Genomic DNA, 13629 nt, shown 5'->3' on the forward strand with positions numbered 1-13629 from the left:
GTGCAGCTTGCGGTGATTTTTCTGGAATGGCGGAAATTTGAGGTATTCTGGCGCAATCCTGAGGAAATGCGCGATGCCACACAATTATCAGCCCCGTATTTCGGCCACGACGTTGAACGATCCGCTGCGTGCGGTGGAGTTCATGAACGGCAATTCTGCTTCGATTTTCCGCAGTGCCCGGATCAGCCCTGAGGATCTGGACGGGGAGATCGGCCTGAAGAAATTCGTGGATTTCTGCGAGCACGCTGCCAATGATCTGGAACTGCCTGATTTCGGCTGGCGGGTGGGGACTGTCTTTGACCTGCAAAATCTTGGATTGCTGGGGGAATTCATCAAACAGGCACCAACGCTCGGCGCCGCCTTGCTGCTGTTCCGCAATGCCTTTCCTGCAGTGCAAAGCGACTCGGAAATGCGGCTGACCGTCGAAGCGGACAAGGCGTTTCTGACGTACCGGATCCTTGATACCGGCATCTGGCCGAGGCAGCAGGACGCGGAATTGACACTGTCCGTGTTCAATAGCCTCATAAAATCCGCAAGCGGTCCGGACTGGCGGCCGGAACTGCTGACCCTGGAGCACGAATCAAGTGCTTTGCAAGCTCAGAACACGGCAGGCCCCCGCTGTCCGGTGCAGGTCGCGGCCCCTTCAAACACGCTGGTGTTTTCCTCATGCCTGCTTGATCTGCCGCTTGCCGGCCGCGAAAATCCGGCCTTCAAGGAAGCTTCGCTGCAGATTGTAAAATTAGCCCGCCAAAGCGAGCGCGCCGCGCCGGTGACGGTGCGGGTGCGCCGGGAATTGCTGATGCGTATCGGGCGCGAAAACTTTGAACAGACCACTGTCGCATCGGCGCTGGGCATGTCGCGCCGGACGCTGCGGCGCAGGCTGGCGGATGAAGGGCAAAGGTTCTCCCGCTTGCTGGCTGATTGCCGTATGGAAATCGCCAAGCGGATGCTGCTGACACCCGGCGTGCAGCTTCAGGCCATTTCGGAGATGCTCGGATACTCCGAGGTTTCAGCTTTTGAGCGGGCATTCCGGCAGCAGGAGGGGGCTACGCCCAGCCAATACCGGAAACAAACGCCTGTCTGATATTCCCGGCCGGGGATGTGCCGCAGTGTTCGGGCTGCCGGGCGGCGCAGGGGAGGCGGTCAGCCTTCCCGGCTTGTCCCTGCAACCCAGAATTCGTTTCTTCTGGCTTGGATCCGCCCTGCCAGGAAATCGACAAAGAGCCGGACCCTTGCCGTGTTGCGCAAATCCTTGTGCAGCAGCAGCCACAGGCTGCGGTAGGGTTTGGGCTTTTGGAACGGCGCCCGGATCAGACCGGGGTGGCGGTCGCCCAGACAGCAGGCGAGATAGGCCATTCCCAGGCCTGAGGCCGCCAGGGTAATCAGCGGCACGATATCCGAGACCCGGTGGCGCAGCAGCGCTTTGGGGTAGCAGCTTTGCTGGACCCATTTGGCGGTGGTGTCCCCTTCCGGCTCGTGCCAGCCGATCAGAGACAGCCCCTCGCCGCCGTTGTCCCGTACCCGCTGCGCATAATCCTTGGAGCAATAGGCAGCCTGCGACAGTTGCACCAGCTTGCGCCCGACAACATCCTGGGTGACCTGATCGGCAATCCGCAAGGAGACATCTGCCTCGCGGCGGCTGAGATCGGCCACTTCGTTGCTGAACCGCATGTTCAGACTGATGTCGGGATAGCGTTCAGCAAACAGTGCCAGATCATCCATGACCGAGGTCATCGCCAGCCCGTGCGGCAGGGTGAGGTAGATAGTGCCGCTGGGCAGTGCGTCGCGACCGACGATGATGCGGGAAGCTGCGGTCATTTCCTCTTCGACCCGCTCGGCATAGGGCATCAGGTCCTCGCCAAGCTGAGTCAGAGCCAGCCCGGCCTTGGAGCGGTCGAACAGGCGCGAGCCGACATTCTCTTCCATCACCGCGAGGCGGCGGGCCAGCGTTGTATGGTTCACCTGGATACTGTCAGCCCCGCCCCGGAGCGTGCCGCAGCGCGCCACAGCCAGGAAGTATTTCAGATCGTCCCAATTCAGCGAATGGCTTTCCTGCAGGGTCATGTCCGCCCTCTCTGAGTGGTTCACTTTTGAGACACGGTGTTCAGTTCTACCCGTCTACAGCGCAGATCTCAACCACCCTAACTCTACTGCAAAGGCACCGGAGGCGGTGCCGCAGCCATAGAGGGAAGACTGTCATGAACACTATCCAATCCGTTCTCATCACCGGCGCCAATGCCGGCCTGGGCCGCGAAAGCGCCCGGCAGCTGGCGATGCAGGAGGGTATCCGGAAGATCTATCTGGCCTGCCGCAGCGAGGCTAAGGCAAAGGAAGCCAAGGCTCAGCTGGAAGCTGCGACCGGCCGCAAGATCTTTGAGATTATCCTGATGGACGTGATGAAGCCGGACACGGTCCGCGCAGCCGTGGCCAAGCTGGAAACGCCGGTTGATGCGGTGATCCTCAATGCCGGCGGCAGCGGCGGCACAACGCCTTTCGCAAAAACAGACAGCGGCGTCAGCCATATCTTTGCGGTCAACGTGCTGGGCCATGTGGTGCTGGTGGATGAGCTGCTGGAGCGGCAGCTGCTGACCTCCACCGTGCTTTATGCAGGCTCCGAAGCGGCCCGCGGAATTCCGAAGATGGGCATGCCGGTGCCGGAGATGAAAACCTCATCCGTAGCCGAATACGCGGCCGTGATCGACGGCAGCAGATTTGCGGACGAACCGGACCCGATGGTGGCTTACGGTTATGTCAAGCTGCAGGCGGCGATGTGGATGGCGTCGATGGCCCGCCAGCACTCCCATATCCGCTTTGTAACCATGAGCCCGGGCGGCACCACCGGTACCTCGGGCTTTGACGATTTGCCGTTTTTCAAGCGGTTGTTTTTCAAGCACATCGGCGGTGTCCTGATGCCAAGGCTCGGCATGATGCACAGGATTGAGACCGGCGCCAAACGCTATGTCGACGGATTGCTGGACGCAAAATTCAAGACCGGCCGGTTCTACGCTAGCCAGGGCAAGTTTCCGACAGGTCCGGTGGTGGATCAGGAAAGCCGGACCGCAGGTTACGGCAACCCGGAGTTCCAGGACAACGCAAACATGGCGGTGCGCCGGTTCATCTGAGCCCGCCTAGCAAAGGAGAAGAAAAATGGAACTGGCACTTCAAACCGTGATCGGACTGGGCACGCTGATGCTGGCTGGACTGGGGCTGATGTCGATGCTGAGCCCCGGCAGGATGGCCGGCATCTTTGGCGTCGGGACCACCGGACCAGTGGGGCTCAGCACCATCCGCTCGGCGATGGGCGGAATGTTTCTGTCCTGCGCCGCCATGCTTGCAGCGGGGCAGCTGACCGGTTTGACCCTGTGGTTCATCCCGGTGGCTGTGACGATGTCTGCCATTGCTGCCGGCCGGTTGATCAGCATGGCCTTTGATGGTTTCGACACGCAAGTCGTGCCGCCGCTGGTGATCGAACTGGTGCTGGCCGCCGCGCTGACCACAGCACATATGCAGGGCGCTGCGGCGTAACGGTTGCTGCAGACGGCCAGGAATTGCCAATCTTCCTGGCCGCGAACCCTGCAGAATTCCGGTGCGGCGAGCTCAGGCTGGGGCGGCGGCCGGGCTGTTGGGCAGCACCACACGCATGCCAAAGCCGCCTGCATCCTGGAACGGGATGATGTCACCGCCATGTTTGCGCACAATGCTGCGGGCAATCGACAGCCCCAGTCCGACGCTGCCATCTGTCACGTCCCGTGAACTGTCCAGCCGGGTGAAGGGCACAAAGACTTCCTCGTACATGTCTGCCGGAATGCCGGGACCGTCGTCGCAGAACTCCACTGTGACCTGCTCTGGCCCCTGCTTCAGCGCAATCCGCACCCGGGTTCCGTATTTGATGCCATTGCCTATCAGGTTGCGGAACACCCGCTTGATCGAGACTTTGCGGCAGAGCGTCACCGAGGGCACGGTCTGTACCAGCTCTGCCGCTTCGGTTTCGCGCGCCAGATCCTGCAGCATTTCCGCCAGATCGACTGGCTGAGGCTCCTCCTCGGCCGCTTCCTGGCGCGAGAAGGCCAGGTAGCTGTCGACCATGGTCCGCATTTCCTCGGCGGTTTCGATCATGTTTTCGCGCAGCTCGTCATCCTCAATAAACTCGGCCCGCAGCCGCAGCGATGTGATCGGGGTGCGCAGATCGTGATTGATCGCGGCCAGCATCGCGGTGCGGTCGCGGACAAAGCGGGTCAGCCGCTCCTGCATTTGGTTGAAGGCCTCGGCGGTTCTGCCCACTTCGGCAGGGCCGGTAACTGCAATGGGCTGGGCGGTTTCGCCCCGGCCCAGCTGTTCGGCGGCGCTGGACAGGTCGCGCAGCGGCCGGGTGATCTTGCGGGCCAGAATGGTTACACTGCCGCCGATGCCCAGCAGCGAGGTCAGCACCGACAGGGCGAAGGGCGCCAGGTAAATGCTGAAATCGGCATTGGCGAATGTGCGCACGTTCAGCCAGCTGCCGTCTGCCAGCTGCACCGAAATGGTCCAGAACGGGCACTCGGCCGCTGTCGGTGTGTCATACAGAGGCACCACGCACACTTCCGCGGCGTCGCCGAACATGATCCACCACAGGTCGGTGATATTGATTGTCCGGACTTCGGTCAGAACATTTTGCTCTCCGAAGTATTCCCGCAGCACATGGGCATCCGGGGAGTCTTCCAGGGGCACCTCACCCTGCGGAGCCGCTGCCACCCTATAGGTGGTTTCATCGTTGCTTGCCGTTTCCAGAATGCGGTTATGTGCAGATGCGGCCGAGCTGTTCAGATAGTCCGCGGTACTGACAATTTTCTGGAAAAAGTACTGGTCCTCGTATTTGTCGAACTTCTCGTCCTGATAAAACAGCAGGGCGCCGGTGATCAGCGTCTGTGTCAGCACGGTTGCGATCACCGTCGCGGCAATCAGATAGCCGGCCAGGCTGCGCGGCAGCAGCCTCATAGCTTCACCACATCGCAGGCAAAGGTATAGCCGCCGCCCCAGACCGTCTTGATGAATTCGGGCTTCTTGGGATCGTCCTCGATTTTCTTGCGCAGGCGGCTCACCTGGTTGTCGATGCTGCGGTCGAACACTGTGCCCGTACGGCCGCGCACCTGGTCCAGCAGCTGGTCGCGCGACAGCACGATGCGCGGATGCTGCAGGAAGGTGGCCAGCAGTTTGAACTCGACGCTGCTTAACTCCACGGTTTCGCCTGCGCCGCTGGTCCGCGTCAGCTGCCGCTGGCTCATGTTCAGCTGCCAGGAACCAAACTGCATGTAACCGTCGGAGAGGCCCGAGTATTGCTTGGGCAGGCTGTTCACCCGTCTGAGCACGCCGCGGATCCGGGCGAGCAGCTCGCGCGGGTTGAACGGCTTGGTGACATAGTCGTCAGCCCCCAGTTCCAGTCCGACGATACGGTCGGTCTCGTCCGTGACCGCCGTCAGCAGGATCACCGGAATGTCGCGAGTCTCGCGGATGCGGCGGCAAATATCCAAACCGCTTTCACCCGGCATCAGGATGTCCAGCACGACCAGGTCGATCTGCGCCGTTTTCAGCGCCGCATAGGCCTGGGTGCCATTGGCTGCCGTGGTGGCGCGGAAGCCGTTGCGCTTCAGGTAGTCGGCCAGCGGCTCGCGAATGTTCTTGTGGTCGTCCACGACCAGAATATGCGGCTCCTGCACGGCCATCTGCCCTAAGTTTTGCTAATTGTCCGCAGCTGAGACTAGCGCCAATGGGCAGTAAAAAGAATTGCTCAATTGTCACCAGCTGTGCCAGCCCCGCCCGTTGGCATACTTTTTTACAATTTCCCCCGCCGCTGGCACAAAACGGCGACATTGGCTGCCTACCTGCCGGACCAACGACGGCGCAACGCGCCCGGGCAGGCAAAGGACAGAGCATGGGCGGCAGCCCCAAGACAATAAGAACCCGCTCCATTTGTGCCGTGCTGGCCGCCGCCGGTTTGACGGCCTGCAGCGCATTGGAACCGGTGGCGCTTCCGCCGTCCCAGGAGGTGCTGAATGCGCCTGCGCAATTCTCAGCACTGACGCCTTCGGACGGGCAGATCACCGGCAGCTTGCTGGATCTATTTGATGACCCCGCATTGCGGGCTGCGGTTGCCCTGTCGCTAAGCGGCAACCTGGATCTCCGGCAATCGGCCAAACGGCTGGAACTGGCCGGCATCGACCTTACGGTAACTGCCGCGGATGCATGGCCGCAGCTGTCCGGCAATGTGAATGCGAGCCGCGGCAGCGGGGCAGGGGAGAGCATCTCTCCCACGCTTGATGTCCAATGGGAGGTCGATCTCTGGGGCCGCCAAGCTGACCGCCGCCGTGCCTCCCGGGCGGATCGCGCGGCTGAGGCCGCCCGTCACAAGGCCTTGCAGGATTCGATTGCAGCGCAGCTGATGCAAGCCTGGTTTGATGCGGTGGCTGCAAAGCAGCAGCAAAGCTTGGAGGCCCAGCGCCTGAAAGTCTTGCGCGCCAGTGCCGGGAACACCCGCGCCAACTTCCGTGCGGGTATCGGCACCCTGGATGACCTCTCCGCCATCGAGCGGGACGTCGCCCTGTCCCAGGCTGCCTTGGCTTTGAACGAAGGTCTGACGCATGACGCTGTGCGCACTGTGGAGCTGCTGCTGGGCCAGTATCCGGATAACGACCTTGCAATCCCGTCCCGCTTCCCGCGTCTCAAGGCAGCGCCGGCCCCGGGAGTGCCGCTTTCGGTTCTGACGGAGCGCCCCGACATGCAGGCCGCCTGGCAGGATGCGGTGGCAGCCAACCGCCGTATCGCGGTCAGCCAGAAAGAGCTTTTGCCGCAGATCTCGCTGACTGGGCAATTCGGCAGCACCAGCAATGACTTCAGTGCTCTCAGCCATGGCGCCACGGTCTGGTCGCTGGCCTCGGCGCTGACTGCGCCCATCTTTGAGGCCGGGCGGCGCAAGGCCAATATCGAGGCTTCCAAGAACCGTGCCGATCAGGCTCTGATCACCTATCTGCAAACCGCGCTGATCGCGTTTTCGGAGGTCGAGCGGGCTTTGGATCAGGAACGGATCCTGGCCCGGCGCGAGGCCCGGCTGGCGGCAGCTGTCACCCATGCCCGCGCCACCGAATCGACGTTTGAAACCCGCTACCGCTCGGGCCTTTCGACCATTCTCGACCTGCTGAGCGCCCAGGGGGCGGTCTTCGACATTCAAAGCCAGCTGCTGGCGGTTCGCAATGAACGGCTGAAGAACCGCGTCGCCCTGGGCTTGGCGCTGGGAAAAGGAGTTTAGTGCGATGCTCAAGAACTGGATTGGCGCGGCCGTGCTGACCGCTGCTGCTGCCTTTGTGGCCTATCCCGCAGACGAGATCCCGCCCGCCGGGGAAACTGAGGCGCCGCAGCAGATGCTGGCGGACGTGCACATCCTGAAACCGGAGGCGCGGCGAGCCACGGTCACCACTCACGGCCAGGTCCGTCCCCGCTGGCAAAGCCGCCTTTCGGCCGAAGTCGGCGGCCGGGTGGTTTCCGTCAGCAGCAGCCTGCTGACCGGTGCCCGCTTCCAACAGGGCGAGCTGCTGGCCCAAATCGAAGACAGCACCTACCGCAGCGCAGCCGCTTCAGCGCGCTCAGAACTGGCCACCGCGGAACGGGCGCTGCTGGAAGAGGAGCAGCGCGGCAAGCTGGCGCTGGAGAACTGGAAAGCCTCGGGGCTTGGCGGCCAGGCCTCCGGGCTGACATTGCGCCAGCCGCAGCTGGCCGAGGCCCGCGCCGCGGTTGACGCGGCCCGCGCTGCGCTGGCCCAGGCCGAATACGAGCTGCAGCAGACCCGCATCACTGCACCCTTTGACGGCGTTGTAGCCAGCCGCAGCCTGAACCCGGGCGAAGTGGTGCAGGCCGGCTCCCAGATTGCTGAAGTCTTTGACACCAGCGTGTTTGAGGCCACCGCGCCGCTCAGTGCCAGCCAGTTTGCGCAGCTGGGCACGGCAGCCGGTGCCAAGGCAGTGCTAAGCAGCGCCGAAGGGGGAACCTGGCAGGGCCAGGTGGTCCGGATTGACCCTTCGGTCGATACAGAAAACCGCTGGATCAATGCGGTCATTCAAATGCAGCCGGGTGCCAGCGTAATGCCGGGGCAGTTCGTGACTATCAAGCTGCAGGGCCGCCGCCATGACGCGCTTTACGCAGTTCCCGAGGGACTGATCTCGCCAAAGGGGCAGGTCTGGTATCTGACACCGCAGGACCGTTTGCAGGCGTTTGAGGCAGACCCCGTCTTTACCGCGAACGGCGTAGCTTACATCATACCGCCTCAAGGCGCTGCGGAAGAACTCCGGCTGGCCGCTCCGCGCAGCGGCTATCTTCGGGGCGCTGCAGTGCAGTCCCGTATCGTTTCCGAACCGCGGCCAGGTGCGGCTCTGCGCGCTGCCAGCACCGCAGAAGGATCCATGCAATGAGCGCGCGCGCGCGCTCCGAAGGCTGGATTGGCTGGTTTGCCCGGAACAGCGTCGCCGCCAATCTGCTGATGCTGATTATCCTGGCGATGGGGCTGGTCACCGGCATCGGCATGCGCACTGAAGGGTTCCCGGCCGACCCGCCGCGCAATGTCACTGTCACGGTCAGCTTCAACGGCGCCTCCCCCGAAGACGCCGAGGAAGGCGCAGCAGTGAAGGTGGAACAGGCGCTGAACGGCTTGCAGGGGATCGAAGAGATCACCTCTACCATCACCGCTGACTCCGCAGAAATCGTGGTGAAGAGCCTGCCGGACTACCCGATGGAGCGGCTGAAATCGGACGTCAAGGACCGGGTCGACGCGATCACCACCTTCCCGGCGCAGGTGGAGAGCACCACCATCGCGCTGGAGCAGGAAGAGCGCCACGTGATCTATGTGCAGCTTATGGGGGGGCAGGATCACGCTACGCTGAAGGAGGCCGCCCGCCGGACCCGTGAAATCCTGCTGGACCTGCCCACGGTCAGCAAGGTCACCACCGAAGGCGCCCGCACGTCCGAAATCACTGTTGAACTGCAGGAGGAGAAACTGCGCGCCTATGGCCTCAGCTTCGAAGAGGTTGCGCAGGCCGTGCAGGGGCAGTCGGTCAGCCTGTCGGGAGGAACCCTGGAGGCGGCAAACGGCACCCTCAGCCTGCAAAGCCGCAACCAGGCCTATTTCGGACGCGATCTGCTGGAGACCCGCATCCGGGTGTCACCTGATGGCGGCGTGGTGCGTCTGGAGGATGTCGCCCGCGTGGTGGACGGGTTTGCAGACGGCCAGGTTCTGTCGATCTACAAAGGGGAGCCCTCGATCCGGCTGGACGTGCAGCTGATCGGCAAGGATTCGATCACCGAAACCTCGGACAGCGTTCAGCAGGAACTGGAAGCCTTGCGCGCCGCCCCCTGGATGCCGGCGGACGTTACGCTGGAAACCTGGCTGGACGAGGCCCAGTCGATCCGCGACCGGCTGGGGCTGATGTCCAGGAATGCGCTGACCGGCATGGCGCTGGTTTTTGTGATGCTGGCGCTCTTCCTCGATATCCGCGTCGCCTTCTGGGTGGCGGTGGGTATCCCGGTCTCTTTTGCCGGCGCGCTTTACCTGATGGGGCCGGACTGGTTCGACTACTCGCTCAATGCGCTATCGACCTTTGGCTTCATTATCACACTGGGCATCGTTGTGGATGATGCCATCGTCACCGGTGAGAACATCTATGCTCATAAGCGCAAGCATGGCGGAGGAGTGGACACCGCCATCCGCGGCGCCCTGGAAGTGGCGACCCCGGCAACCTTTGGGGTGCTGACAACAGTGGCGGCGTTTTACCCGCTGACGACGATCTCAGGCGACTTTGGCGGCTCCTTCAAGATCATTGCCGTAGTGGTCATCCTCTGCCTGCTGTTCTCGCTGGTGGAATCCAAGTTCATTCTGCCGGCGCATCTGGCTGGTATGGATGTTTCACGGAAACCCAAAAAGCATCCGCTTGCCCGCGCCTGGCAACAGCTGCAGGCAGCCGTTGAGCAGGGAATGGCCTGGACAATTCAGTGCCTCTATCTGCCGCTTCTGCGCACCGCCCTGGCGCATCAGCTGCAAGCGGTGATGGTATTTGCGGCAAGCTTTCTGTTTGCCCTCGGTCTGATGGCGCAGGGCATTGTCGAGACCAATTTCTTCCCCGACCGGGATTCGACCCAGGTGCATATGGATGTGACCTTGGACAGCGGTGCACCGCCTGCCCGGACCCGGGAAATCGCCGGGCTGTTCGAAAGCAGCCTGCTGGAAACGGTTGAAGCCCTTGAAGCAGAGCATGGGATGCAGGACCCGCTGGTGACCAGCTACTACGTCTCCTCCACCCGGGCTGAAAAACTGGTCATTTCCGTCGGGCTGATTGACAGCACCAAACGGCCATTCGGCTCGGATGAGCTGGTCGAGCGCTGGCGTGCCGCGGCCGGGATGCCGCCTGGTGTCCGGCAGATGGAGCTGTTCTCGGACGACGATGGCGTCGAGGATCTGCGCTTTGGCCTCAGTTCGGAAGATCCGGCTGAAACCGCGGCCGCGCTGGCCAGCCTGCAACAGACCCTGCAGGGGATGCCCGAGCTTTATGATATTCTCACCGATCTCGACAATGAGACCCTCGAAATGTCCTTTGAGCTGCTGCCGGAGGGCGAGGCGCTGGGCCTGACCAACCGCGAGGTGATCACTCAGATCCGCAACGCAGTGTTCGGATTTGAGGCGCAGCGGATCCAGCGCGGAAGCGAGGAAGTGCAGGTCCGGGTCCGCTATCCGGAAAATGAGCGCGACAGCCTGAGCGATCTGAACCGCATCCGCCTGCGCACCCCGGCGGGCGGAACCGTGCCGCTGGACACGGTGGTGCGGCTGAACCAGCGCGAAACGCTGCTGGAGCTTAAACGCATCAACGGCACCCGCACACTGGAAGTCTCTGCCAAGGTTGATAAAGACCTTGCCTCGGTGACCGAAGTTGTCGAGCGGCTGGAGACCACTGTCTTTGCCCGTCTGCGTGCCGAATACAGCGGGCTGACAATCACCGTCTCGGGAGAAGCGGCGGAAGAAGAAGAGGCCACCAGCCAGCTCAGCAGCGGTTTTGTGCTGGGGATGATGCTGATCTATGCACTGCTGGCGATCCCGCTGAAGTCCTACACCCAGCCTTTCATCATCATGCTGGCGATCCCCTTCGGCATTGTCGGGGCGGTGCTGGGGCATCTTGCCACCGGTCTGCCGGTTTCGCTGTTGTCCTTCTTCGGCATCCTTGCGCTGAGCGGCGTTGTGGTGAATGACTCGCTGGTGCTGGTCAGCCGATACCATGCAGCCCGGCATGAGGGCCTGCCGGTCTATGAGGCGCTGCTTGAGGCCGGTACCTCGCGGTTCCGCGCAGTGATGCTGACCTCGATCACCACATTTTCCGGGCTGATCCCGCTGGTTCTGGAGACCTCGGAACAGGCACAGTTCCTGATCCCGATGGCGGTGTCGCTGGCCTTTGGGGTGCTGTTTGCCACCCTGATCACGCTGATCCTGATCCCGGTCCTGCTGAGCCTGAGCGCGCGTTTCCCCGCCATTCTGGACCGCCGGAACACCGGGCGGGCTGAGGCACAAACAGCACCGTGACACTTTTATACACTTTCGCCGCATCCCGGGATCATTGCGGCACACCCCGCTTTTAGATCTTCGCCCGAAATCTTCAAAAAGGATCACGCAGAAAATGAAACCTGTTCAAAAACAGATGATTGGGGCCGGGCTGTCGGCGATCTCGATTTTGGCAGCAACCCAGGTGCAGGCCGAAGGCGATTGGGAAGGCAGCATCGGTGCGGGCGTTTTCTGGGAGCCGGAATTCCTGGGCTCCAGCGAAACCACGACCTCTGGTTTCCCGATGTTTGAGCTGACCTGGCGCGACCGCCTGTTCATCGGACCGGGCGGCATCGGCGGCTATGTTTTCAACACCGAGGATTTCAGCCTTTCGGCGTCCATCGGCTATGATGACGGCCGCAAGGGAAGCGACAGCATTTTCCTGCGCGGTCTGGGCGATATCGATGGCGGCATCACCTACAACCTTGGTTTGGAATACGAGCTTGGGCCGGTCACACCCTATCTGGAAATGACCAAATATTCCAAGGGCTCCGAGGGGCTGAGCGCCACCATTGGCGTCGAAGGCATGGTGCCCTTGCGTGTCCTCACGGGGAGGGCGTCCTTTGCCGGCCTCGAGGATGGCGGTTCACCCCTGGACCTGGGGCCTGTGCTGACCGCCGGTATCTCCGCCGATTGGGGCAATGACGATTTCAATGGCACTTACTACGGGGTCACCGCGGCGCAATCCGCAGCCTCCGGTCTGGGCCAGTACACCGCTGCCAGCGGTTTCCATGCGATCAACCTGGACATTGGTATCCAGGTGCCGGTGTCGGAGCGTTTCAGTGTTGGCGGCATGGTCACCTATTCGCAGCTGACCGGTGATGCCAAGGACAGCACCATCGTGCGCGACACCAGCGGCACCTCAGTTGGCCTGTTCGGCGTCTACCGCTTCTGATCCTGCCGGCCCTTCCACCTCCAGAAAGGGGATGCTGGCGGTGGCACGCCTCCTTCTTCTCTTCGGCTTGATAATGCTGGGTTTCGCCTGCAAAGGCTGCGCAGCCATGCCGCCTGAATGTTCTTCAAGCGGAATTGCCGCGCCTGTGTGCGAGGCCGCACGGGCGGGCAGGGCGGAGAGAGAAGGGGGCGCTGCTTTTTTCCGGTAACGCTGCGCCGGCCGGGAACATAGCTGCCTGTCAGATCAGAACCATTGCCCCGGTTCCATCAGTCCCAGGTCCAGCAGTTGGCGGGAATGCCATTCAAACGGTGCTGAGTTGTGCCAGCGGAAGGTCTCGATATCAAAGGTCGAGCCCGGATTGCGCTTTAGCGCCTTGGCGGTGCGGAAGGAGCAGACCGCCGCGGTCAGGTTGTGGTGCCAGGGACAGGCATAGGTATTGTATTCCTGATCATTGAATGTGTGGTCCGGCTGCAGTTCCAGCCCAGGTTTGGCCTTGAACAGAGAAATCCGGTCGATCTTGCGGCTGGTTGCAGGGATGTGTTCCTCGAACCGCCAGCGCACGCCGCCGAAGAAATCCAGCTGCCGCTCGCGCGGGTGGCCGGTCTCTGGGTCTTTGCGCGATTGGGCGTAATAACCGGACTTGTCGAGATAGGCGGCCTCCAGAGACACCGCGGTCGGGCTGGTTTCCAGATCGCCGGCATATAGGTCGATCACATAGCTGAGCATTGCGTCACGCCGCTCTTCGGTGTGAAAGGCAAGCATTTCGCCAACGCTGCGGGTCTCGCAGAAAGGGTAGAAAAGATACTCTGCGTTGTAGCAGTAATACAGCCAGCAGCCAGGCTTCGCTGTGGCGGTAACCGCGTTGACGGCCATGGTCACCGCGCCCTCCGGGCCGCAGTCAAACGGTACCCTGTGCACTTTGCTGCGCACATCCTGCGGCAGGTCAAAGGCATCTGGCATCAGTGCAACCACAGCTTTGAAGCCGCTTTGCAAATGGTGGCGGAGGGTGGTGGCGATCTCTACTTCGTCCTCGATGAAGACCAGCGCCACCGGCCCCTTGGCCAGCAGCGCCTTGCCTTGCTTCAGGAAATCCTCCAGCGAAGAATACATCATGCCCGTGTGCCTCTGCCTT

11 protein-coding genes are annotated in these 13629 nt (G+C 62.1%); 7 read left to right on the forward strand and 4 right to left on the reverse strand.

Annotated features, from left to right (window positions below):
- Window positions 1-73 precede the first annotated feature (73 nt).
- Window positions 74-1084 carry an AraC-like transcriptional regulator QhpR gene (gene qhpR, locus RA20_RS02625; RefSeq protein WP_052248795.1) on the forward strand — a complete coding sequence of 337 codons (1011 nt, stop codon included), beginning with the start codon at window positions 74-76 and terminating at the stop codon, window positions 1082-1084.
- 59 nt (window positions 1085-1143) lie between these two features.
- Here qhpR and RA20_RS02630 read toward each other — a convergent pair whose 3' ends face one another.
- A complete protein-coding gene (locus tag RA20_RS02630; protein ID WP_039124360.1) occupies window positions 1144-2064 on the reverse strand; it encodes a LysR family transcriptional regulator in 921 nt (306 codons plus the stop codon).
- Window positions 2065-2198: 134 nt separating this feature from the next.
- On the opposite strand from RA20_RS02630, the gene RA20_RS02635 reads away from it, so the two are divergent.
- Window positions 2199-3122 carry an SDR family NAD(P)-dependent oxidoreductase gene (locus tag RA20_RS02635; protein ID WP_039124362.1) on the forward strand — a complete coding sequence of 308 codons (924 nt, stop codon included), beginning with the start codon at window positions 2199-2201 and terminating at the stop codon, window positions 3120-3122.
- A gap of 25 nt (window positions 3123-3147) precedes the next feature.
- Window positions 3148-3525 (forward strand): DUF4345 family protein, encoded by a 378-nt coding sequence (locus RA20_RS02640; RefSeq protein ID WP_039124363.1) that lies wholly within the window; start codon window positions 3148-3150, stop codon window positions 3523-3525.
- Window positions 3526-3597: 72 nt separating this feature from the next.
- Here RA20_RS02640 and RA20_RS02645 read toward each other — a convergent pair whose 3' ends face one another.
- Both RA20_RS02645 and RA20_RS02650 read right to left on the reverse strand, forming a co-directional pair.
- On the reverse strand, window positions 3598-4974 hold the full coding sequence (locus RA20_RS02645; RefSeq protein ID WP_039124365.1) for an ATP-binding protein: 1377 nt from the start codon (window positions 4972-4974) through the stop codon (window positions 3598-3600).
- The gene (locus tag RA20_RS02650; protein WP_039124367.1) at window positions 4971-5699 is read right to left on the reverse strand and encodes a response regulator; all 729 of its coding nucleotides are present in this window, start codon (window positions 5697-5699) and stop codon (window positions 4971-4973) included. The genes RA20_RS02645 and RA20_RS02650 overlap by 4 nt, the downstream gene beginning before the upstream one ends.
- A 209-nt stretch (window positions 5700-5908) precedes the next feature.
- Between RA20_RS02650 and RA20_RS02655 the strand changes: the two genes are divergently transcribed.
- The 4 genes from RA20_RS02655 (at window position 5909) to RA20_RS02670 (ending at window position 12497) form a co-directional block, all read left to right on the forward strand.
- A complete protein-coding gene (locus RA20_RS02655; RefSeq protein WP_039124369.1) occupies window positions 5909-7279 on the forward strand; it encodes a TolC family protein in 1371 nt (456 codons plus the stop codon).
- A gap of 4 nt (window positions 7280-7283) precedes the next feature.
- On the forward strand, window positions 7284-8435 hold the full coding sequence (locus tag RA20_RS02660) for an efflux RND transporter periplasmic adaptor subunit (protein WP_052248796.1): 1152 nt from the start codon (window positions 7284-7286) through the stop codon (window positions 8433-8435).
- Window positions 8432-11584, forward strand: a complete 3153-nt coding sequence (locus RA20_RS02665) for an efflux RND transporter permease subunit (RefSeq protein ID WP_052248797.1) — start codon at window positions 8432-8434, stop codon at window positions 11582-11584. Before RA20_RS02660 ends, RA20_RS02665 begins: the two co-directional genes overlap by 4 nt.
- A 94-nt stretch (window positions 11585-11678) precedes the next feature.
- On the forward strand, window positions 11679-12497 hold the full coding sequence (locus RA20_RS02670) for a MipA/OmpV family protein (RefSeq protein ID WP_082017896.1): 819 nt from the start codon (window positions 11679-11681) through the stop codon (window positions 12495-12497).
- A gap of 243 nt (window positions 12498-12740) precedes the next feature.
- Here RA20_RS02670 and RA20_RS02675 read toward each other — a convergent pair whose 3' ends face one another.
- On the reverse strand, window positions 12741-13610 hold the full coding sequence (locus tag RA20_RS02675) for a hypothetical protein (RefSeq protein ID WP_039124372.1): 870 nt from the start codon (window positions 13608-13610) through the stop codon (window positions 12741-12743).
- Between the last annotated feature and the right edge of the window lie 19 nt (window positions 13611-13629).

Source organism: Leisingera sp. ANG-Vp, assembly GCF_000813725.1.
In the GTDB taxonomy this organism is placed as follows: domain Bacteria; phylum Pseudomonadota; class Alphaproteobacteria; order Rhodobacterales; family Rhodobacteraceae; genus Leisingera.

Excerpts from the sequence above, each read along its gene's own strand:
- RA20_RS02645 (WP_039124365.1), bottom strand. The coding sequence starts at position 4,974 with ATGAGGCTGCTGCCGCGCAGCCTGGCCGGCTATCTGATTGCCGCGACG.
- RA20_RS02640 (WP_039124363.1), top strand. The coding sequence starts at position 3,148 with ATGGAACTGGCACTTCAAACCGTGATCGGACTGGGCACGCTGATGCTG.
- RA20_RS02660 (WP_052248796.1), top strand. The coding sequence starts at position 7,284 with ATGCTCAAGAACTGGATTGGCGCGGCCGTGCTGACCGCTGCTGCTGCC.
- RA20_RS02655 (WP_039124369.1), top strand. The coding sequence starts at position 5,909 with ATGGGCGGCAGCCCCAAGACAATAAGAACCCGCTCCATTTGTGCCGTG.
- RA20_RS02630 (WP_039124360.1), bottom strand. The coding sequence starts at position 2,064 with ATGACCCTGCAGGAAAGCCATTCGCTGAATTGGGACGATCTGAAATAC.
- qhpR (WP_052248795.1), top strand. The coding sequence starts at position 74 with ATGCCACACAATTATCAGCCCCGTATTTCGGCCACGACGTTGAACGAT.
- RA20_RS02670 (WP_082017896.1), top strand. The coding sequence starts at position 11,679 with ATGAAACCTGTTCAAAAACAGATGATTGGGGCCGGGCTGTCGGCGATC.
- RA20_RS02665 (WP_052248797.1), top strand. The coding sequence starts at position 8,432 with ATGAGCGCGCGCGCGCGCTCCGAAGGCTGGATTGGCTGGTTTGCCCGG.
- RA20_RS02650 (WP_039124367.1), bottom strand. The coding sequence starts at position 5,699 with ATGGCCGTGCAGGAGCCGCATATTCTGGTCGTGGACGACCACAAGAAC.
- RA20_RS02635 (WP_039124362.1), top strand. The coding sequence starts at position 2,199 with ATGAACACTATCCAATCCGTTCTCATCACCGGCGCCAATGCCGGCCTG.
- RA20_RS02675 (WP_039124372.1), bottom strand. The coding sequence starts at position 13,610 with ATGATGTATTCTTCGCTGGAGGATTTCCTGAAGCAAGGCAAGGCGCTG.